This window comes from Pseudomonas sp. 51_B, from assembly GCF_017491595.1.
In the GTDB taxonomy this organism is placed as follows: Bacteria; Pseudomonadota; Gammaproteobacteria; order Pseudomonadales; family Pseudomonadaceae; genus Aquipseudomonas; species Aquipseudomonas promysalinigenes.
In genome coordinates this window covers 72,304-91,149 of record NZ_JAFGYW010000011.1, presented here as the reverse complement: position 1 = coordinate 91,149, position 18,846 = coordinate 72,304, and the positions used below count along the sequence as shown (strand labels likewise).

Annotated in this window: 16 protein-coding genes and 1 pseudogene; 5 read left to right on the top strand and 12 right to left on the bottom strand. The window is 61.5% G+C overall.

Annotated features, from left to right (window positions below):
- Window positions 1–110: 110 nt before the first annotated feature.
- The 8 genes from J5M56_RS14170 to grpE all read right to left on the bottom strand — a co-directional run bounded on the left by J5M56_RS14170 (window position 111) and on the right by grpE (window position 10,458).
- Window positions 111–560 (bottom strand): MFS transporter, encoded by a 450-nt coding sequence (locus J5M56_RS14170; protein ID WP_081016655.1) that lies wholly within the window; start codon window positions 558–560, stop codon window positions 111–113.
- Window positions 538–1,020 (bottom strand): transcription elongation factor GreA, encoded by a 483-nt coding sequence (gene greA, locus J5M56_RS14165; protein WP_081016656.1) that lies wholly within the window; start codon window positions 1,018–1,020, stop codon window positions 538–540. Before greA ends, J5M56_RS14170 begins: the two co-directional genes overlap by 23 nt.
- On the bottom strand, window positions 1,017–4,238 hold the full coding sequence (gene carB, locus J5M56_RS14160) for a carbamoyl-phosphate synthase large subunit (protein ID WP_207937182.1): 3,222 nt from the start codon (window positions 4,236–4,238) through the stop codon (window positions 1,017–1,019). The genes greA and carB overlap by 4 nt, the downstream gene beginning before the upstream one ends.
- Before the next feature lie 106 nt (window positions 4,239–4,344).
- Window positions 4,345–5,481, bottom strand: a complete 1,137-nt coding sequence (gene carA, locus J5M56_RS14155) for a glutamine-hydrolyzing carbamoyl-phosphate synthase small subunit (RefSeq protein ID WP_060478645.1) — start codon at window positions 5,479–5,481, stop codon at window positions 4,345–4,347.
- A 255-nt stretch (window positions 5,482–5,736) separates the two neighbouring features.
- On the bottom strand, window positions 5,737–6,540 hold the full coding sequence (dapB, locus tag J5M56_RS14150; RefSeq protein ID WP_060478646.1) for a 4-hydroxy-tetrahydrodipicolinate reductase: 804 nt from the start codon (window positions 6,538–6,540) through the stop codon (window positions 5,737–5,739).
- A gap of 13 nt (window positions 6,541–6,553) precedes the next feature.
- Window positions 6,554–7,678 (bottom strand): molecular chaperone DnaJ, encoded by a 1,125-nt coding sequence (gene dnaJ / locus J5M56_RS14145; RefSeq protein ID WP_060478647.1) that lies wholly within the window; start codon window positions 7,676–7,678, stop codon window positions 6,554–6,556.
- Window positions 7,679–7,875: 197 nt separating this feature from the next.
- Window positions 7,876–9,801: a molecular chaperone DnaK gene (dnaK, locus tag J5M56_RS14140; RefSeq protein ID WP_207937181.1), complete on the bottom strand. Its 1,926-nt coding sequence runs from the start codon at window positions 9,799–9,801 to the stop codon at window positions 7,876–7,878.
- Between the two features lie 102 nt (window positions 9,802–9,903).
- Entirely contained in the window at window positions 9,904–10,458 is a 555-nt protein-coding gene (grpE, locus tag J5M56_RS14135) for a nucleotide exchange factor GrpE (RefSeq protein WP_060478649.1), read from the bottom strand.
- A 193-nt stretch (window positions 10,459–10,651) separates the two neighbouring features.
- On the opposite strand from grpE, the gene recN reads away from it, so the two are divergent.
- The gene (gene recN / locus J5M56_RS14130) at window positions 10,652–12,325 is read left to right on the top strand and encodes a DNA repair protein RecN (RefSeq protein ID WP_207937180.1); all 1,674 of its coding nucleotides are present in this window, start codon (window positions 10,652–10,654) and stop codon (window positions 12,323–12,325) included.
- A 63-nt stretch (window positions 12,326–12,388) separates the two neighbouring features.
- On the opposite strand, the gene fur is transcribed toward recN, so the two are convergent.
- Window positions 12,389–12,793 carry a ferric iron uptake transcriptional regulator gene (fur, locus tag J5M56_RS14125; protein ID WP_060478651.1) on the bottom strand — a complete coding sequence of 135 codons (405 nt, stop codon included), beginning with the start codon at window positions 12,791–12,793 and terminating at the stop codon, window positions 12,389–12,391.
- 97 nt (window positions 12,794–12,890) lie between these two features.
- On the opposite strand from fur, the gene J5M56_RS14120 reads away from it, so the two are divergent.
- Window positions 12,891–13,424 carry an outer membrane protein assembly factor BamE gene (locus J5M56_RS14120; protein WP_186478860.1) on the top strand — a complete coding sequence of 178 codons (534 nt, stop codon included), beginning with the start codon at window positions 12,891–12,893 and terminating at the stop codon, window positions 13,422–13,424.
- 60 nt (window positions 13,425–13,484) lie between these two features.
- On the opposite strand, the pseudogene J5M56_RS27060 reads toward J5M56_RS14120, so the two are convergent.
- Together J5M56_RS27060 and J5M56_RS14110 are read right to left on the bottom strand one after the other, a co-directional pair.
- Window positions 13,485–13,601: pseudogene (locus tag J5M56_RS27060) on the bottom strand (RnfH family protein); the annotation flags it as partial.
- Window positions 13,602–13,643: 42 nt separating this feature from the next.
- The gene (locus J5M56_RS14110; RefSeq protein ID WP_186478861.1) at window positions 13,644–14,084 is read right to left on the bottom strand and encodes a type II toxin-antitoxin system RatA family toxin; all 441 of its coding nucleotides are present in this window, start codon (window positions 14,082–14,084) and stop codon (window positions 13,644–13,646) included.
- A 163-nt stretch (window positions 14,085–14,247) separates the two neighbouring features.
- Here J5M56_RS14110 and smpB point away from each other — a divergent pair, with 163 nt between their 5' ends.
- Complete coding sequence (smpB, locus tag J5M56_RS14105; RefSeq protein ID WP_003249914.1) at window positions 14,248–14,730, top strand: SsrA-binding protein SmpB; 483 nt, start codon at window positions 14,248–14,250, stop codon at window positions 14,728–14,730.
- A 161-nt stretch (window positions 14,731–14,891) separates the two neighbouring features.
- Here the strand turns inward: smpB and J5M56_RS14100 are convergent, their stop codons facing one another.
- On the bottom strand, window positions 14,892–15,659 hold the full coding sequence (locus J5M56_RS14100) for an FCD domain-containing protein (RefSeq protein ID WP_186478862.1): 768 nt from the start codon (window positions 15,657–15,659) through the stop codon (window positions 14,892–14,894).
- Window positions 15,660–15,914: 255 nt separating this feature from the next.
- Between J5M56_RS14100 and J5M56_RS14095 the strand changes: the two genes are divergently transcribed.
- Entirely contained in the window at window positions 15,915–17,585 is a 1,671-nt protein-coding gene (locus J5M56_RS14095) for a lactate permease LctP family transporter (protein ID WP_207937179.1), read from the top strand.
- 63 nt (window positions 17,586–17,648) lie between these two features.
- Window positions 17,649–18,794 (top strand): FMN-dependent L-lactate dehydrogenase LldD, encoded by a 1,146-nt coding sequence (gene lldD, locus J5M56_RS14090; protein WP_060480026.1) that lies wholly within the window; start codon window positions 17,649–17,651, stop codon window positions 18,792–18,794.
- Window positions 18,795–18,846: the final 52 nt, after the last annotated feature.

Here is an 18,846-nt window from a genome sequence, read left to right as displayed (position 1 = left end):
TCCAACAGCCCGGTGCGATGCCTGTGGGAGCGGGCTTACCTGCGAACACGGGCCAAGCCCGTGCCAACCACCGCACCGCCTGCTTGCACAGGGGCCGCGGTTGAGCCCAGTCAGTGGCGCGCCTGGCGCGCCCTGAGCGGGACCGGCTGGGCTACCAGCACGATGCCGGAGAAACCCAACACCAGGAAACAGAACATCTGCCAGCGCTCGCCGACCGAAATACCGTAGCGCAAGGTGTAGTACCCCACGCAGGCCGCAAGGCCCAACAACAGCATTTGCCCGCGAAACTGCCGCCACCAGGCCGCCAGGCCGTCCACTCTCGCCAATACCGCCAGCTGAGTGAGCAAACCAAGCAGTGCCACGCCGATCAACCAACGGTCGATCTGCCCGGCGACATCCTGCACCAGCAAGGGTGCAAGGCCACTGACTTTCAGCGCCGGCACCAACCCCACATGGAACACCCAAAGGCCACCGACCCAGAAAACCTGGGCCAGTTGCCAGAGGATCCCCTCAAGGGATGGCGCCCGCAGGCGCCGCTCAGATGTGTTTGACTTCGACAATCTCGTACTCGACCGTACCGCTTGGTGTCTTCACCACCACGGTGTCACCTTCTTCCTTGCCAATGATGGCACGGGCGATAGGTGCGCTGTTCGAAAGCTTGCCTTGTTTCACGTCAGCTTCATCTTCGCCAACGATCTGGTAGGTCACCTCATCGTCGGTTTCGGTGTTGGCCAGCACCACGGTGGTGCCGAAAATCACCTTGCCGGTGTGAGCGATGGTAGTGACGTCGATCACCACCGAGTTCTGCAGGCGGCCTTCGATGTCACGGATGCGCGCCTCGACCATGCCCTGCTCTTCACGGGCGGCGTGGTATTCGGCGTTTTCCTTGAGGTCGCCCAGCTCGCGCGCTTCGCCAATGGCTTGGCTCAGGCGCGGGCGCTCGGTCTTGCTCAGGAAGGTCAATTCCTCTTCCAGGGCGCGAGCGCCCTGGACGGTCATCGGGTATTTGGTAATGCTCATGCTTTGAGTCCTGCATGCAGATCCTGCAGGCGACGAACAGTCTTCTCGGGACCGAATTTCAACGCCTCGCAGATGGCTTCACCGGCCGCAATGGTAGTGGTGCAGTAGATCTTGTGCTGCAGCGCATTGCGGCGAATCGAGTAGGAGTCAGCGATCGACTGACGGCCTTCGGTGGTGTTGATGATCAGCGACACTTCGTCGTTCTTGATCATGTCGACCACGTGTGGGCGGCCTTCGGTCACCTTGTTCACACGGCGCACTTTCAGGCCAGCGGCTTCGATGACCTTGGCAGTGCCTGCCGTTGCAACCACTTCGAAGCCCAGGGCGATCAGGTCACGGGCAACGCCCGCCACTTGCGGTTTGTCGTCGTCGCGCACGCTGATGAACGCGGTACCGCCAGTTGGCAGCACTTCGCTGGCACCCATCTGGGCCTTGGCAAAAGCTTCGCCGAAGCTGTCGCCGACACCCATGACTTCACCGGTCGATTTCATCTCAGGGCCGAGGATCGGGTCAACCCCTGGGAACTTGGCGAACGGGAAGACGGCTTCCTTGACGCTGTAGAAGTTCGGGATGATTTCCTGGGTGAAGCCCAGCTCCTTGAGGGTTTTACCAGCCATGACACGGGCTGCGATCATCGCCAGGGAAGTGCCGATGCACTTGGACACGAACGGTACGGTACGCGAGGCGCGTGGGTTGACTTCGATCACGTAGATCTTGTCGCCCTGCAAAGCGAGCTGCACGTTCATCAGGCCGACGACACCCAGTTCCAGGGCCATTTTCTTGACCTGTACGCGTACTTCGTCCTGCACTTGCTGGCTCAGCGAGTAAGGCGGCAGCGAGCACGCCGAGTCACCGGAGTGAACACCGGCCTGTTCGATGTGCTGCATGATCGCGCCGATCACCACGTCGGTGCCGTCGCAGACCGCATCCACGTCCATCTCGATGGCGCAGTTGAGGAAGTGGTCGAGCAGCACTGGGCTGTCGTTGGATACCTGTACCGCTTCACGCAGGTAGCGCTTGAGCTCGTCCAGTTCGTAGACGATTTCCATGGCGCGGCCGCCCAACACGTAGGATGGACGCACCACCAGCGGATAACCGATGCCGCCAGCTGCGCTGATGGCCTCTTCTTCGCTGCGCACGGTAGCGTTTGGCGGCTGCAGCAGGCTCAGGCGCTGCACCATCTGCTGGAAGCGCTCACGGTCTTCGGCGCGGTCGATGGCGTCCGGGCTGGTGCCGATGATTGGCACGCCAGCTTCTTCCAGGGCGCGAGCCAGTTTCAGCGGGGTCTGGCCGCCGTAGTGAACGATGACGCCTTTGGGCTTCTCGACGCGGCAGACTTCCAACACGTCTTCCAGGGTCAGTGGCTCGAAGTACAGGCGGTCGGACGTGTCATAGTCGGTGGAGACGGTTTCCGGGTTGCAGTTGACCATGATGGTCTCGTACCCGTCTTCACGCAGCGCCAGTGCGGCGTGCACGCAGCAGTAGTCGAACTCGATGCCTTGGCCGATACGGTTAGGGCCACCGCCGAGGATCATGATCTTGTCGCGGGTCGACGGGTTGGCCTCGCACTCTTGCTCATAGGTGGAGTACAGGTAGGCGGTGTCGGTGGCGAACTCAGCGGCGCAGGTGTCGACGCGCTTGTAAACCGGGAACACTTCCAGCTTGTGACGGTGACGGCGCAGGTTCTTGTCGGTGATGCCCAGCAGCTTGGCCAGGCGCTGGTCCGAGAAGCCCTTGCGCTTGAGGCGCAGCATGTAGTCCTTGTCGATCGACGACAGGGCCAGGGTCTTGACCTTCTCTTCTTCCTTGATCAGGTCTTCCATCTGCACCAGGAACCACATGTCGATGCCGGTCAGCTCGAAGATCTGCTCGCAGGTCATGCCCGAGCGCATGGCGTCCGCGACATACCAGATGCGCTCGGCACCCGGCACGGTCAGTTCGCGCTTGAGGATGTTGGCGGCTTCCGGGTTGGCCAGGTCGACTTTAGGGTCCAGGCCGCAGGCGCCAACTTCCAGACCGCGCAGGGCTTTCTGCAGGGACTCCTGAAAGGTACGGCCGATGGCCATGACTTCACCCACGGATTTCATCTGGGTGGTCAGGCGGGCGTCGGCTTTCGGGAATTTCTCGAAGGCGAAACGTGGCAGCTTGGTGACGACGTAGTCAATCGACGGTTCGAAGGACGCCGGAGTGCGGCCGCCAGTGATGTCGTTTTGCAGCTCGTCAAGGGTGTAACCAATGGCCAGCTTGGCGGCGATCTTGGCGATCGGGAAGCCGGTAGCCTTGGACGCCAGAGCGGACGAACGGGAGACGCGCGGGTTCATTTCGATCACGACCATACGGCCAGTGTTCGGGCAGATACCGAACTGAACGTTGGAACCGCCGGTTTCCACGCCGATTTCACGCAGCACCGCCAGCGAGGCGTTGCGCATGATCTGGTATTCCTTGTCGGTCAAGGTTTGCGCAGGCGCGACAGTGATCGAGTCGCCGGTGTGCACACCCATCGGGTCGAAGTTCTCGATGGAGCAGACGATGATGCAGTTGTCCTTCTTGTCACGGACAACCTCCATCTCGTATTCCTTCCAGCCGATCAGCGATTCGTCGATCAGCAGCTCTTTGGTCGGCGACAGGTCCAGACCGCGGGTGCAGATCTCTTCGAATTCTTCACGGTTGTAGGCGATACCACCGCCAGTGCCGCCCATGGTGAACGACGGGCGGATGATGCACGGGAAGCCAAGCTTCTCGAGGACCGCGTTGGCCTCTTCCATGCTGTGAGCGATGCCGGAGCGCGGGCACTCCAGGCCGATGTCCTTCATGGCCTTGTCGAAACGCGAGCGGTCTTCGGCCTTGTCGATGGTGTCGGCATTGGCACCGATCATCTCGACACCGAACTTTTCCAGAACGCCGTGGCGCTCCAGGTCCAGGGCGCAGTTCAGTGCAGTCTGGCCACCCATGGTCGGCAATACGGCGTCAGGGCGCTCTTTCTCGATGATCTTGGCCACCGACTGCCATTTGATCGGCTCGATGTAGGTGGCGTCGGCCATGGCTGGGTCAGTCATGATGGTGGCCGGGTTGGAGTTCACCAGGATGACGCGGAAACCTTCCTCGCGCAGGGCCTTGCAGGCCTGGGCGCCGGAATAGTCGAATTCGCAGGCCTGGCCGATCACGATCGGGCCAGCGCCGAGAATCAGGATGCTTTTGATGTCTGTACGTTTTGGCATGGTTGTCACTCAAATCCGCGGGTCAGTCGGCAAGCCGTCTTGAACAATCTGGGTCAGGCGCTTCCGGGCGCGGCGCGAGCCGGCCCGGGGCCTTGATGCAAAATGCTCAGCGGCGCTTGGCCATGGCATCGGTGAAACGATCGAACAGTGGCGCGACGTCGGTCGGGCCTGGGCTCGCTTCAGGGTGGCCCTGGAAGCTGAACGCGCTCTTGTCGGTGCGCTCGATACCCTGCAGGGTGCCGTCGAACAGCGACTTGTGGATGGCGCGGACGTTGCCCGGCAGGGTGGCTTCGTCAACGGCGAAGCCGTGGTTCTGGCTGGTGATCATGACCACGCCGGTGTCCAGGTCCTGGACCGGGTGGTTGGCACCGTGGTGGCCGTGGCCCATCTTCACGGTCTTGGCGCCCGAGGCCAGGGCCAGCAGCTGGTGACCCAGGCAAATGCCGAACACCGGGATGTCGGTTTCGAGGATTTCCTTGATCGCCTGGATGGCGTAGTCGCACGGCTCCGGATCACCAGGGCCATTGGACAGGAACACGCCGTCCGGGTTGAGCGCCAGCACTTCGCTGGCCGGAGTCTGGGCAGGAACCACGGTCACGCGGCAGCCGCGGGCGACCAGCATGCGCAGGATGTTCAGCTTGACGCCATAGTCGAACGCAACCACGTGGTACGGCAGGTCGGCCGCGTCGATGGTCGGGTGGCTGTCGGTTTTCAGCTCCCAAACACTGGAGCGCCACTCATAGCGTTCCTTGGTGGAAACAACTTTGGCCAAGTCCATGCCTTTAAGGCCTGGGAAGCCACGGGCAGCGGCGATGGCGGCCTCTTCGCTGATGTTGTCACCGGCCAGGATGCAGCCGTTCTGAGCGCCTTTCTCACGCAGGATACGGGTGAGGCGACGGGTGTCGATACCGGCGATGGCAACGACGTTGTTAGCCTTGAGGTATTCAGGCAGCGACTGGGTGTTACGCCAGTTGCTGGCCAGCAGCGGCAGGTCACGAATGACCAGGCCAGCGGACCAGACACGGTTCGACTCGGCGTCTTGCGGCGTGGTGCCGGTGTTGCCGATGTGCGGGTAGGTCAGGGTAACGATTTGCTGCGCGTAGGAAGGGTCTGTAAGGATTTCCTGGTAGCCGGTCATAGCGGTGTTGAATACCACCTCACCAACGGTCTGACCGTCGGCACCAATGGCTTCACCGCGAAAAATACTGCCGTCGGCAAGGGCGAGTATGGCTGGCTTTGTCAAGAAGACCTCCCGTTAATCAAGCATGAAAGGGCGATCGCAGGTTGCAAAAAAGCGGAGTGACGTATGGACACGTCACCCCGCTTTTATGTGCTGAATTCAATTCGCTGCGCGCTTTTAGTGGACACACTAAAGCTGTAGCTTACAGAAAAGTGCGTTTTGGGTCTACCGCATATGTGCCTCTAAAACACATCAATGCGACAGGCCGGCATTGGCGTGGCCTGCTTCGTAGGCTTACCCGCGAAGCAGGCCAACAGCTCAACGCAGTTCGAGCACGTCCTGCATGTCGTACAGGCCCGCAGCGCGGCCATCGAGCCACAGCGCCGCACGCACCGCGCCCTTGGCGAAGGTCATGCGGCTGGACGCCTTGTGAGTGATCTCCAAGCGCTCGCCATCCGCTGCGAACAGAACCGTGTGATCGCCCACCACATCACCGGCACGCACAGTGGCGAAACCGATGGTCTTGCGGTCACGCGCCCCCGTCTGCCCCTCACGGCCATAGACTGCCACTTCCTGCAGGTCACGCCCCAGGGCATTGGCGACCACTTCACCCATGCGCAGCGCGGTACCCGAAGGCGCATCGACTTTGTGCCGGTGATGCGCCTCGATGATCTCGATATCGACATCATCACCCAGCACCCGCGCCGCCATATCCAGCAGCTTGAGGCTGAGGTTGACGCCCACGCTGAAGTTCGCGGCGAAAACGATCGGTATGTCCTTGCCAGCCTCGGCCAGCAGGTGCTTCTCATCGGCCGTGAAACCGGTGGTGCCGATCACCATCGCCTTGCCGTGCTTACGGCAGAACGCCAGATTCTTCAGGGTGACGGATGGGTGCGTGAAATCGATCAGCACGTCGAATTCGTCGGCCACCTTGACCAGATCATCGGACAACAGCACGCCGATCCGACCGAGGGCTGCCAGCTCACCGGCATCAGCACCGACGAGCGAGCTGTCAGGGCGATCGACCGCCGCCGTCAGCCCCGCACCCGGGGTTTGCTGCACGGCTTCGATGAGGGTCTTGCCCATCCGCCCTGCTGCGCCCATTACCGCAATACGTCGCATAGCTTATTCCTTGTCAGAGATCGCCGAAGAAGCGTTTAACACCATCGAACCAGCCACTGGCCTTGGGCGAATGGGAGCTATCGCCTTCCAGCGAACTGCGCAGCTCTTCAAGCAGCTCACGCTGACGGCGGCTGAGGTTGACCGGGGTTTCCACCGCAACACGGCACAACAGGTCACCGGCACCACCGCCGCGCACTGGTGCTACACCCTTGCCACGCAAGCGGAACTGCTTGCCGGTCTGGGTACCCTCCGGGATTCTCAGCTTCACACGGCCATCGAGGGTCGGCACTTCCAACTCACCGCCCAAGGCAGCATCGGTGAAGCTGATCGGCACTTCGCAATACAGATGCTTGCCATCGCGCTGGAAGATCTCGTGCTCACGCACGTTGATCACCACGTACAGGTCGCCAGTCGGGCCACCGTGGGTCCCCGCCTCGCCTTCGCCCGACAAACGGATACGGTCGCCCGTGTCGACGCCCGCCGGCACCTTGACCGACAGAGTCTTGTATTCCTCGACACGGCCTTCGCCATGGCACGAGGTGCAGGGGTCGGTGATGATCTTGCCTTGGCCGTGGCAGCGAGGGCAGGTCTGCTGCACCGAGAAGAAGCCTTGCTGCATGCGCACTTGGCCGATGCCACCGCAGGTTGGGCAGGTGGAAGGAGTCGAGCCCTTCTTGGCGCCAGAACCATCGCATGGCTTGCAGTTGACCAGCGTAGGCACACGGATGCTGACCGTGGTGCCACGCACCGCTTCTTCCAGGTTCAGCTCAAGGGTGTAACGCAGGTCACTGCCACGCTGGGCACCGCCACGGCCGCCACCACGCCCGCCACCAAAGAAGTCGCTGAACACGTCACCGAAGATGTCGGAGAAGTTGGCACCACCGAAGCCTGCACCGCCGCCACCCATGCTCGGATCGACGCCGGCATGGCCGTACTGGTCGAACGCCGCGCGCTTGCTGGCATCGGACAGCACTTCGTAGGCCTCGTTGGCCTCCTTGAACTTGTCTTCCGACTCTTTATCGCCTGGGTTGCGGTCGGGGTGGTACTTCATCGCCAGGCGGCGGTAAGCCTTCTTGAGGTCAGCTTCGGTGGCGCCGCGCTCGACACCCAGGACCTCATAATAATCACGCTTGGACATAGGTCATTTGCACCTTTTGGGGCGTCCGGCATCTGCGCCGCGCCATCAGCGCCTGCCTAGAGGCCACGGATAGCCCGGACAAACGCTGTAAAAAATCTCGAATTCCAGATACGCCAACGCGGGAGCAAGCCCCCGCGCGGCGACATCCTACCAGTTCACCGGCCTAAGCCGGTGAGCGGGTCGACAACCTGCAAGAATTACTTCTTGTCGGCGTCTTTGACTTCTTCGAACTCAGCGTCAACCACGTCGTCGTGCTTGGCTTCAGCTTCTGGCTGCTGTGCAGCGCCCTGAGGCTGCTCAGCTTGTTGCTCGGCGTACATCTTCTGAGCAACTGGGGCCGAGACCTTGGACAGCTCTTCGACCTTGGCGTCGATGGCAGCTTTGTCGTCGCCTTTGACAGCGGCTTCCAGGGCAACCACGGCAGCTTCGATCGCGGTCTTCTCTTCAGCGGTGACCTTGTCACCGGCATCAGCGACCATCTTGCGAGTCGAGTGCACCAGCGCGTCACCCTGGTTACGGGCAGCGGCCAGCTCTTCGAACTTGCGGTCTTCCTCGGCGTTGGCCTCGGCATCACGCACCATGCGCTCGATTTCGTCGTCGGACAGACCGGAGTTGGCCTTGATCACGATCGACTGGCTCTTGCCGGTGGCCTTGTCTTTGGCGCTAACGTGCAGAATGCCGTTGGCGTCGATGTCGAAGGTCACTTCAATTTGCGGCACACCACGCGGTGCTGGCGGAATGTCAGCCAGGTCGAACTTGCCCAGCGACTTGTTCTGCGCAGCCTGCTTACGCTCACCCTGCAGCACGTGGATGGTCACAGCGCCCTGGTTGTCGTCGGCAGTCGAGAACACCTGCGACTTTTTGGTCGGGATGGTGGTGTTCTTCTCGATCAGCGGGGTCATCACACCGCCCATGGTTTCGATACCCAGGGTCAGCGGGCTGACGTCCAGCAGCAGCACGTCTTTCACATCACCCGCCAGTACAGCACCCTGGATGGCAGCACCCATGGCCACGGCTTCGTCGGGGTTAACGTCCTTGCGTGCTTCTTTACCGAAGAAATCAGCAACAGCCTTCTGCACCATCGGCATACGGGTCTGGCCACCGACCAGGATCACGTCGTCGATCTTGCTGGCGTCGATACCGGCGTCCTTGAGCGCGATGCGGCAAGGCTCGATGGTACGGTTGACCAGGTCTTCTACCAGCGACTCCAGCTTGGCGCGGGAGATCTTCACGTTCAGGTGCTTAGGACCGGTTGCGTCTGCAGTGATGTACGGCAGGTTGACGTCGGTCGATTGAGCCGAGGACAGCTCGATCTTGGCTTTTTCAGCGGCTTCTTTCAGGCGCTGCAGAGCCAGTGGATCGTTTTTCAGGTCCATGCCCGACTCTTTCTTGAACTCGTCGACGAGGTAGTCGATCAAGCGCATGTCGAAGTCTTCACCACCGAGGAAGGTGTCGCCGTTGGTGGCCAGTACTTCGAACTGGTGCTCACCGTCAACTTCGGCAATTTCGATGACCGAAACGTCGAAGGTACCACCACCGAGGTCATAAACGATGACGGTATGGTCGCCCTTGGCCTTGTCCATGCCGTAAGCCAGCGCAGCAGCGGTCGGCTCGTTGATGATACGTTTTACGTCCAGACCGGCGATACGGCCGGCGTCTTTGGTGGCCTGACGCTGGCTGTCGTTGAAGTAGGCCGGAACGGTGATGACCGCTTCGGTGACAGGCTCGCCGAGGTAGTCTTCGGCGGTCTTCTTCATTTTCTTCAGGACTTCGGCGCTGATCTGGGGCGGAGCCATTTCTTTGCCGCTGGCTTCAACCCAGGCGTCGCCGTTGCCGGCTTTGACGATCTTGTAGGGAACCAGCTTGATGTCTTTTTGCACGACATCTTCTTCAAAGCGGCGGCCAATCAGGCGCTTCACTGCGAACAGGGTGTTGTGCGGGTTGGTGACAGCCTGACGCTTGGCCGACTGACCTACCAGGATTTCGCCGTCGTTGGCGTAGGCCACGATCGAAGGGGTAGTACGCGCACCTTCGGCGTTTTCGATGACCTTGACGTTACCGTTTTCCAGAATGGAGACGCACGAGTTGGTGGTCCCCAGGTCGATACCGATGATTTTGCCCATGTTAACTCTCCCGAAACTTGAATTTTTCAGCAGCGGCTGTTTCTAGCCAACTGCGGTAATACTTGAGTGCTTGACACTTAAATGGGGATGCCCGGAAAGATTTCAAGCCTTCTCATCGATAGAAGGTTGCGCGGCTGCCGGGGCCTTGCTTACCACCACCATGGCAGGGCGCAGCAGGCGGCCGTTGAGCAGGTAACCCTTCTGGAACACGTTGAGTACGCTGTTAGGCTCAACGTCCGCGCTCTCCTGCATGGCCATGGCCTGGTGGTGCTCAGCGTTGAATGGCTGGCCGTGCGGGTCGATGGCTTCGAGGTTGTAGCGCTTGAGGGTGTCCTGGAACATCTTCAGGGTCAGCTCGACGCCTTCACGGGTATTCTTGACTTGCTCATCCTCAGGGTCGAGGTGGGTCAAGGCCATTTCCAGGCTGTCGATCACCGGCAGCAGGTCGCCCGAGAACTTCTCGAGGGCGAACTTGCGCGCCTTGTCGACCTCCTGCTCGGCGCGACGAATGCTGTTCTGCGCTTCGGCAGCAACACGCAGGGACTGATCCTTGGCGGCGGCCAGCTGCTCCTCGAGCTCCTGAACGCGGGCGCCGTTATCCACTGCACCAGCCTCCTCGGCATTAAGGTCTTTTTCATTCAGCTGTTCGTCAGCCATGGGTTCTCTCCTCCGCAATTTCTGTTGTACGAGCAAAGCTCGCCGTGTCTGCGGGCTATATGGGGCCGGAAAAACCAGCTTCAAGGGGCAAGCAGGTTTTTGCCGGCCGCAACAGTTTCCGCTAAGGGGCATTGGCAGGTCTGAAAAAAGTACTGTATAAATAACCAGACCTGAACTTCGGGAGCCGTCCACCATGCTGGTGCACCTGTCCATTCACAACTACGCCATCGTCGAACACCTCGACCTCGAAATCGCCCGCGGCATGTCGGTCATCACCGGCGAGACCGGCGCTGGCAAATCGATCATGCTCGACGCCCTCGGCCTGGCCCTGGGCGACCGCGCCGACAGCGGCGTGGTGCGCCCCGGCACCGACAAGGCAGACATCCTGGCCACATTCGACCTGGTGGACATCCCCGAAGCCCATGCCTGGCTGGCAGAGCGCGACCTGGCCAATGACGGCCCTTGCATCCTGCGCCGGGTCATCACCGCCGAAGGCCGCAGCCGCGGGTACATCAACGGCACGCCCTGCCCGCTTGGCGACCTCAAGGCACTGGGCGAGCTGCTGATCGACATCCACAGCCAGCACGAACACCAGTCATTGCTCAAAACTGACACCCACCGCCGCCTGGTGGACGAATACGCTGGCGCCGTCGACCTTTCCCGCCAGGTGCAGCTGGCCGCCAAGCGCTGGAACCAGACACGCCTGGAGCTCGAACGGCTGAGCAACTCCGGCGACGAACAACGCGCCCGCCACCAACTGCTCAGCTACCAACTGGAAGAGCTCGACAACCTCGGCCTGGGCGAAAACGAACTGGAGCAACTGGAGCAGGAGCACAAGAACCTGACCAACGCCGAAGCCCTGTTCGGCATCTGCCGCCAGGTCATCGACCAGTGCAGCGAAAGCGATTCGGGCAACGTGCTCAGCGCCCTCACCGCCAGCCTCAACCGGCTGGGTGCCGCCACCAATGCGCCGCGCGCGTTGGGCGAGGCGGCCAACATGATCGCCAGCGCACAAATCCAGGTCGAAGAAGCAGTGGGGGAGCTCAACCGCTTCCTCGACAATTTCGATGCCGACCCCATGCGCCTGCAAGCCCTGGAGGAGCGCCTAGACACCATCTATACGCTGGCGCGCAAACACCGCGTGCACCCCACCGAGCTGCCGCGGCTGCAGCAGCAACTGATGGATGAACTTGAGGGCTTGAACGCCAGTGACGAGTCCATCGAGCGCTTGGGCGAGGAGCTGGCCGCTTTTGCCCAGCACTATAAACAGAAGGCGCAGGAGCTGAGCGCTCTACGCCAGCAGGCCGCCAAACAGCTGGCAGTTGCGGTCGAGCAGGAAATCCAGCGCCTGGGCATGCCAGGCGGGCGGTTCTGCATCGAACTCACCCCCAATGAAAGCGATGAGCTGTCTGCCCATGGCCTGGAGCAGGTCGAACTGCTGGTCAGCGCCAACCCCGGGCAGCCGCTCAAGGCCCTGGCGAAGGTGGCTTCCGGGGGTGAGCTGTCACGGATCAGCCTGGCAATTCAGGTGATCACTGCGCAGACCTCACGCATCCCCACCCTGGTATTCGACGAGGTCGACGTCGGCATCGGTGGCCCGACTGCCGAAATCGTCGGCCAGTTGCTACGCCGCCTGGGCGAGCGCGGCCAGGTATTGACTGTGACGCACCTGCCACAGGTCGCCGCGCAAGGGCATCACCATCTGTTTGTGCACAAAGTGCGTAACAGCGACACCACCCACACGGCTGTGACCAGCCTGGGCAAACGTGAACGGGTCGAGGAAGTGGCTCGAATGCTGGGCGGCATCGACCTGACCAAGGAATCCCTCGCCCACGCTCGCAAGATGGTGGTGTCAGGTAAAGCCTGAGTTACCCCAGAAAGCACAAAGGCGACCCGAAGGTCGCCTTTGTTATTGGTAACGGAGAAATCGTTACTTTTTCTTGCGCACGTAGAGGACCAAGTTATGATCCACCAGCTCGTAGCCATGCTCGGCCACGATCTCCCTCTGGCGACGTTCGATTTCTGCGTCCATGAACTCGATTACTTCACTGGTATCAACGTTCACCATGTGGTCATGGTGGCCGCCATCAGCCAGTTCGAACACCGCGTGGCCACCGTCGAAGTTGTGGCGCACCACCAGTCCTGCTGCTTCGAACTGGGTCAGTACGCGATACACGGTTGCCAGACCGACGTCCTCGCCAGCCTCCATCAGCGCCTTGTAGACATCCTCGGCGCTCATGTGACGTTGCTCGGCAGAGTCGAGCATTTGAAGGATCTTGACTCGAGGCAGTGTCACCTTGAGACCGGCTTTGCGCAGTTCGCTATTTTCAACCATGGTCAGCTTTCTCGCCGATGCTGCTTCGCAGCTTCTCTTAATACGGGTATGATCGGTGTTTACGTTGTCCAGCCAAGATAGTGGAAGTCGCCCACCGATGCAAAACACCAAGCTCTTGCTAAACAGCCTCGCCTTCGCGGGACTGCTCGCACTCGCCGGTTGCTCGTTTCCCGGGGTTTACAAAATCGACATCCAGCAGGGCAATGTCGTCACGCAGGACATGATAGACCAATTGCGCCCGGGAATGACCCGCCGGCAAGTAAGGTTTATTATGGGTAACCCGCTGTTGCAGGACACTTTCAACACCAATCGTTGGGATTATCTGTACAGCCTGCAACCCGGTGGCGGCCAGCGCCAGCAGGAACGCATGAGTATCTTCTTCAACGACAGCGACCAGTTGGTCAGCCTGTCGGGTGACTTCATGCCAGGGGTGAGCCGCGACCAGGAAATCCTTGGTGGCAGCGGCAATACCACAGTCAGCCCAGCTACCCAGCCAGGGGAAGCCACACCGCAACCGGAAGAAAAACCAGCCAAACCAGGCTCGACGGAAGAAGCCATTCAGCGCGAAATCGATACCATCGAGACCACGCCGGTCCCGACACCCGCGCCGCTGGACACTTCGCCGCAGTAAAAGCCGGCTCCAACAAAAAGCCCGGATCATGGTCCGGGCTTTTTGTTGTGTGGGCACTGCCACCAGCTTGCCGAAAATACCGACTGGGCACTGCTCGACATCCAGGCCTTGCACCTGCCTGGCAATACCCGAGCAATGCAACGCTTCACGCACGGTCGCCCCATGCGGGGGGGGCACTCACCAACAGCTACTGACGCTCAGGCCGTGGCGTAGGCCACCTCAACCTTTGGCATTGAGCTCTTTGGCACGCTGGCAAAACGCATCCACCAGGGTATTGGCTGCCTGATTGAACAGCGGCCCCAGGGTTGCGCGCACCAGGGCGCCGGCGTAATCGAAGGTGAGGTCCAGGCTGATCTTGCAGGCTTTATCACCCAGCGGCTTGAACACCCACAGGCCATGCAACTGGGTAAACGGCCCCTCCTCCAGGTTCATCTCGATGGACTGGCCCGGCACCAGCACATTACGGGTGACGAAGTGCTGACTGATGCCGCCCTTGGCCACATCCAGCTTGGCGCGCATGTGAGTCTCGCTGGCCTCGATCACCGTCGAGGCCGAGCACCAAGGTAGAAATTCAGGGTAACTGGCCACATCGTTGACCAGATCGTAAAGCGCCTGGGCAGGGTACGGCAGCAGGGCGGAGCGTTGAATATGGGTAGTCATCCAGGCATCACTTCCAAGGCTGGTTGGCGGCGCTTCGCAGCGTGCCGAAAACAGGTTCTGTACAAAGAACAGGCTTTGTATTGTCCGGTATTCATTGCAGTGGCTCAAGCACACCGAAATCCCGTAGCCGACCGCACGATGAGTTGCCTATAATGCCGCCCCTATGGCTAAACAAAAGAAACATCCGACCGGGACCATCGCGCAAAACAAGAAAGCGCGACACGATTACTTCATCGAGCACAAGTTCGAGGCCGGGCTGGTCCTGTCCGGTTGGGAAGTAAAAAGCCTGCGGGCCGGCAAGGCGCACCTGACCGACAGCTACGTGCTGCTCAAGGATGGCGAAGCCTGGCTGTTCGGCAGCCACATCACCCCGCTGACCACCGCCAGCACCCACGTCATCGCTGACCCCACCCGCACCCGCAAGCTGCTGCTGAACAAGCGCGAGCTGGAGCGCGTGGAGGCCGCCGTGGCGCAAAAGGGCTACACCTGTGTGGCCCTGGCGCTGTACTGGAGCAAGCACCTGATCAAGTGCGAGATCGCGCTGGGCAAGGGTAAGAAGGAGTTCGACAAGCGCGACACCATGCGCGAACGCGACTCCAACCGCGAGCTTCAGCGGGCGGTGCGCAACAAGGGTAAGGAAGAGTGAGTCTTCACTAGCCTGGCCCGGCCGCTTCGCGGGTGAACCCGCTGCCACAGGGTATGCACGGAGCTTGAAATCTGCGCATTAGCTGTGGCCCCTCACGGATTAGCACAGGGCCTTGGAACCTGCGCACTGTCTGTAGGAGCAGGTTCACCCCCGAACAATCATCAATGCCCGCTGCGCCGCTCCGCACGTGCCACGCGTTGCGCTTCGTGTTGCGCTTCTTCCAGCACCTCCTGCACATACAGAATGTGCCGGCTGGACACCTCCCGGGCATCCTCCGCCCTGCCCTCGACGATCGCCTGATACAACTCGCGGTGCTGGCTGATCAGCATGTCGCGTGTTTCCGTGCGCTGCTGGTACATGCCACCAATGTTGGTCACCACATTGCGCTTGAGCAGGTCGAACAAGCCCCTGATCGTATGCAGCAACACCGCGTTGTGACTAGCCTCGGCAATGGCCAGGTGGAAACGCGCATCGGCCGCGCCCTCTTCGGCACGGGTTGCCTCGTCGGCCCGCGCATAGCAGTCCTGCAAGGTATCGAACGCCTCCTTCAGCCGCGCCCGATCCGGCTCGGTGGCGCGCTGGGCGGCGTAATAGGCACAGGACGCCTCCAGCGTATGGCGAAACTCCAGCAGGTCGCGCTGCGCCTCGGTGCTGTGCTCGAGCAACTGCAGCAGCGGGTCGCTGAACGTCGAGCCCAGGGCCTGCGCCACGTAATTGCCCCCGCCCTGGCGGCTGACCAGTAACCCCTTGGCCACCAGCTTCTGGATCGCCTCGCGCAGTGACGGGCGCGACACCCCGAACTGTTCGGCCAGGACGCGCTCGGCCGGCAACCGCTGCCCAGACGTCAGCGTGCCTTCAAGGATCATCCCTTCCAACCGATCGACGATATCGTCGGACAGGCGCCGTTGGCGAACCTGATCAAAAACCATCACTTGCTCTCCACAAACCCCGACCTATTCAGCGGGCTGCCTATTCTCGCCGATCCGCGCCGCCCCAGCACGCCTCAGCCGACGATTTTCGCAATGAAACAGCCGGCCGTTCATCGCCACGCGACCAAGGTTTTACACGGGACAAATTGACACACCCCTAACCGCGCTTTTAACCTAGCGACCAGCCATTGTAAATTGGTCTTACCAATTATCCAATGCCAGTGCCTGACCAACAACAATTAGGGGCCACCCCATATGCAAACCTGGCAACAACTCTATACCCCGCTTGGTAGTCTCGGCCTGTCCGCGCTGGCGGCGGTCATCCCTATCGTGTTCTTCTTCCTCGCCCTGGCCGTGTTCCGCCTCAAAGGCCACCTGGCAGGCAGCATTACCCTTGCCCTGTCGATCCTGGTGGCTATCTTCGCCTTCCAGATGCCTGTCGACATGGCCTTGGCTGCTGCAGGTTATGGCTTCCTTTACGGCCTCTGGCCCATCGCCTGGATCATCGTTGCCGCGGTGTTCCTGTACAAACTCACGGTCAAGAGCGGCCAATTCGAAGTGATCCGCAGCTCCGTGCTGTCGATCACCGACGACCAGCGCCTGCAAGTGCTGTTGATCGGCTTCTGCTTCGGTGCCTTCCTCGAAGGCGCAGCCGGCTTCGGCGCACCGGTCGCCATCACTGCGGCCCTGCTGGTTGGCCTGGGCTTCAACCCGCTGTACGCCGCCGGCCTATGCTTGATCGCCAACACTGCCCCTGTGGCGTTCGGCGCCCTGGGCATCCCGATCATCGTGGCCGGCCAGGTCACCGGTATCGACGCTTTCCACATCGGCGCCATGACCGGCCGCCAGTTGCCGCTGCTGTCGCTGTTCGTGCCGTTCTGGCTGGTATTCATGATGGACGGCCTACGTGGCGTGAAGGAAACTTGGCCTGCCGCCTTGGTCGCTGGCCTGAGCTTCGCCGTCACCCAGTACTTCACCTCCAACTTCATCGGCCCCGAGCTGCCAGACATCACCTCGGCCCTGGCCAGCCTGATCTGCCTGACGCTGTTCCTGAAAGTGTGGCAGCCCAAGCGCGCATTCGCCGAAGCCAAAGCCAGCGTCGGCGCTGCGGTGGTGCAGCCAAGCGGCAGCCAGCCGACCCCCTACAGCTTCGGCGAAATCTTCAAGGCCTGGTCGCCGTTCCTGATCCTCACCGTGCTGGTGACCATCTGGACCTTGAAACCCTTCAAGGCGGCCTTCGCTCCGGGCGGTGCGATGTACAACTTCGTGTTCAACTTCGCGATCCCTCACCTCGACCAGCTGGTGATCAAAACCGCGCCGATCGTCACCGCACCTACGGCCATGCCTGCGGTGTTCAAACTTGACCCGATCTCGGCCACCGGCACCGCCATCTTCCTCTCGGCGCTGATCTCCATGGCCGTGCTGAAGATCAACTTCAAAACTGGTCTTACCACTTTCAAAGAGACGTTCTGGGAGCTGCGCTGGCCGATCCTGTCGATCGGTATGGTGCTGGCCTTCGCCTTCGTCACCAACTACTCGGGCATGTCCTCGACCATGGCCCTGGTACTGGCCGGTACCGGCGCCGCCTTCCCGTTCTTCTCGCCGTTCCTCGGCTGGCTGGGCGTGTTCCTGACCGGCTCCGACACTTCTTCCAACGCGCTGTTCAGCTCGCTGCAGGCCACCACCGCGCACCAGATCGGGGTCAACGACACCCTGCTGGTCGCGGCCAACACCAGCGGCGGCGTGACCGGCAAGATGATCTCGCCGCAGTCCATCGCCGTGGCCTGCGCCGCCACTGGCCTGGTTGGCAAGGAGTCGGATTTGTTCCGCTTCACCGTCAAACACAGCCTGTTCTTCGCCACCATCGTCGGCCTGATCACCCTGATTCAGGCTTATTGGCTGACCGGCATGCTGGTTCATCACTAAAGTGAAAGGGGCCGGGCGCAATGACGCGCTCGGCATCGCCTTCAACCCACGCTGCGAGAATCCATGATCATTTCCGCCTCCACCGACTATCGCGCCGCGGCCCAACGCAAGCTGCCCCCCTTCCTGTTCCACTACGCCGACGGCGGCGCCTACGCCGAGCACACCCTGCGCCACAATGTCTCGGACCTGGCCAGCATTGCCCTGCGCCAGCGCGTACTGAAGAACATGTCTGCGCTGAGCCTTGAAACCAAACTGTTCGATGAAACCCTGAGCATGCCCGTGGCCCTGGCCCCAGTCGGCCTCACCGGCATGTACGCCCGCCGGGGCGAAGTGCAGGCCGCGCGCGCAGCAGCGGCCCACGGCATCCCCTTCACCATGTCCACCGTGTCGGTGTGCCCGATCGAAGAGGTGGCGCCGGCCATCGACCGGCCGATGTGGTTCCAGCTGTATGTGCTCAAAGACCGCGGCTTCATGCGCAACGCCCTGGAGCGGGCCAAGGCCGCTGGCGTCAAAACCCTGGTGTTCACCGTCGACATGCCAGTACCCGGCGCCCGCTACCGCGACGCCCACTCCGGCATGAGCGGCGCCAACGGCCCGATGCGCCGCGTGCTGCAGGCCATGACCCACCCCCAATGGGCGTGGGACGTCGGCGTGATGGGCCGGCCCCATGACCTGGGCAATATCTCCAAATACCGTGGCAACCCCACGGGCCTGGCCGACTACATCGGTTGGCTGGGCAATAACTTCGACCCTTCCATCTCGTGGAAGGACCTGGAATGGATTCGCGAATTCTGGGACGGCCCAATGATCATCAAAGGCATCCTCGACGCCGACGACGCCCGTGACGCAGTCAAATTCGGCGCTGATGGCATCGTCGTGTCCAACCACGGCGGCCGCCAGCTCGACGGCGTGCTGTCCAGCGCCCGCGCACTGCCGGCGATTGCCGATGCGGTCAAAGGCGATTTGAAGATCCTCGCCGACTCCGGCATCCGCAGTGGCCTGGACGTGGTACGCATGATCGCCCTGGGCGCCGACACCGTGCTGATCGGCCGCGCCTTCCTGTGGGCCTTGGCTGTGCATGGCCAGGCCGGGGTGAAGAACCTGCTTGAGCTGTTCGAAAAGGAAATGCGCGTGGCCATGGTGCTCACCGGCGCCAAGTCGATCAGCGAAATCAACCGCGATTCGCTGGTCCGCGAACTGGGCGCCTGAGCGCCCCCTCCCGTACCGCCTGAATGACCGGGGCACGCCGCGCGCCAGACGC

Bases quoted from the DNA above. Each gene is read 5' to 3' on its own strand.
- greA (WP_081016656.1), bottom strand. From the start codon at position 1,020: ATGAGCATTACCAAATACCCGATGACCGTCCAGGGCGCTCGCGCCCTG.
- carB (WP_207937182.1), bottom strand. From the start codon at position 4,238: ATGCCAAAACGTACAGACATCAAAAGCATCCTGATTCTCGGCGCTGGC.
- dapB (WP_060478646.1), bottom strand. From the start codon at position 6,540: ATGCGACGTATTGCGGTAATGGGCGCAGCAGGGCGGATGGGCAAGACC.
- dnaJ (WP_060478647.1), bottom strand. From the start codon at position 7,678: ATGTCCAAGCGTGATTATTATGAGGTCCTGGGTGTCGAGCGCGGCGCC.
- dnaK (WP_207937181.1), bottom strand. From the start codon at position 9,801: ATGGGCAAAATCATCGGTATCGACCTGGGGACCACCAACTCGTGCGTC.
- grpE (WP_060478649.1), bottom strand. From the start codon at position 10,458: ATGGCTGACGAACAGCTGAATGAAAAAGACCTTAATGCCGAGGAGGCT.
- recN (WP_207937180.1), top strand. From the start codon at position 10,652: ATGCTGGTGCACCTGTCCATTCACAACTACGCCATCGTCGAACACCTC.
- fur (WP_060478651.1), bottom strand. From the start codon at position 12,793: ATGGTTGAAAATAGCGAACTGCGCAAAGCCGGTCTCAAGGTGACACTG.
- J5M56_RS14120 (WP_186478860.1), top strand. From the start codon at position 12,891: ATGCAAAACACCAAGCTCTTGCTAAACAGCCTCGCCTTCGCGGGACTG.
- J5M56_RS14110 (WP_186478861.1), bottom strand. From the start codon at position 14,084: ATGACTACCCATATTCAACGCTCCGCCCTGCTGCCGTACCCTGCCCAG.
- smpB (WP_003249914.1), top strand. From the start codon at position 14,248: ATGGCTAAACAAAAGAAACATCCGACCGGGACCATCGCGCAAAACAAG.
- J5M56_RS14100 (WP_186478862.1), bottom strand. From the start codon at position 15,659: ATGGTTTTTGATCAGGTTCGCCAACGGCGCCTGTCCGACGATATCGTC.
- J5M56_RS14095 (WP_207937179.1), top strand. From the start codon at position 15,915: ATGCAAACCTGGCAACAACTCTATACCCCGCTTGGTAGTCTCGGCCTG.
- lldD (WP_060480026.1), top strand. From the start codon at position 17,649: ATGATCATTTCCGCCTCCACCGACTATCGCGCCGCGGCCCAACGCAAG.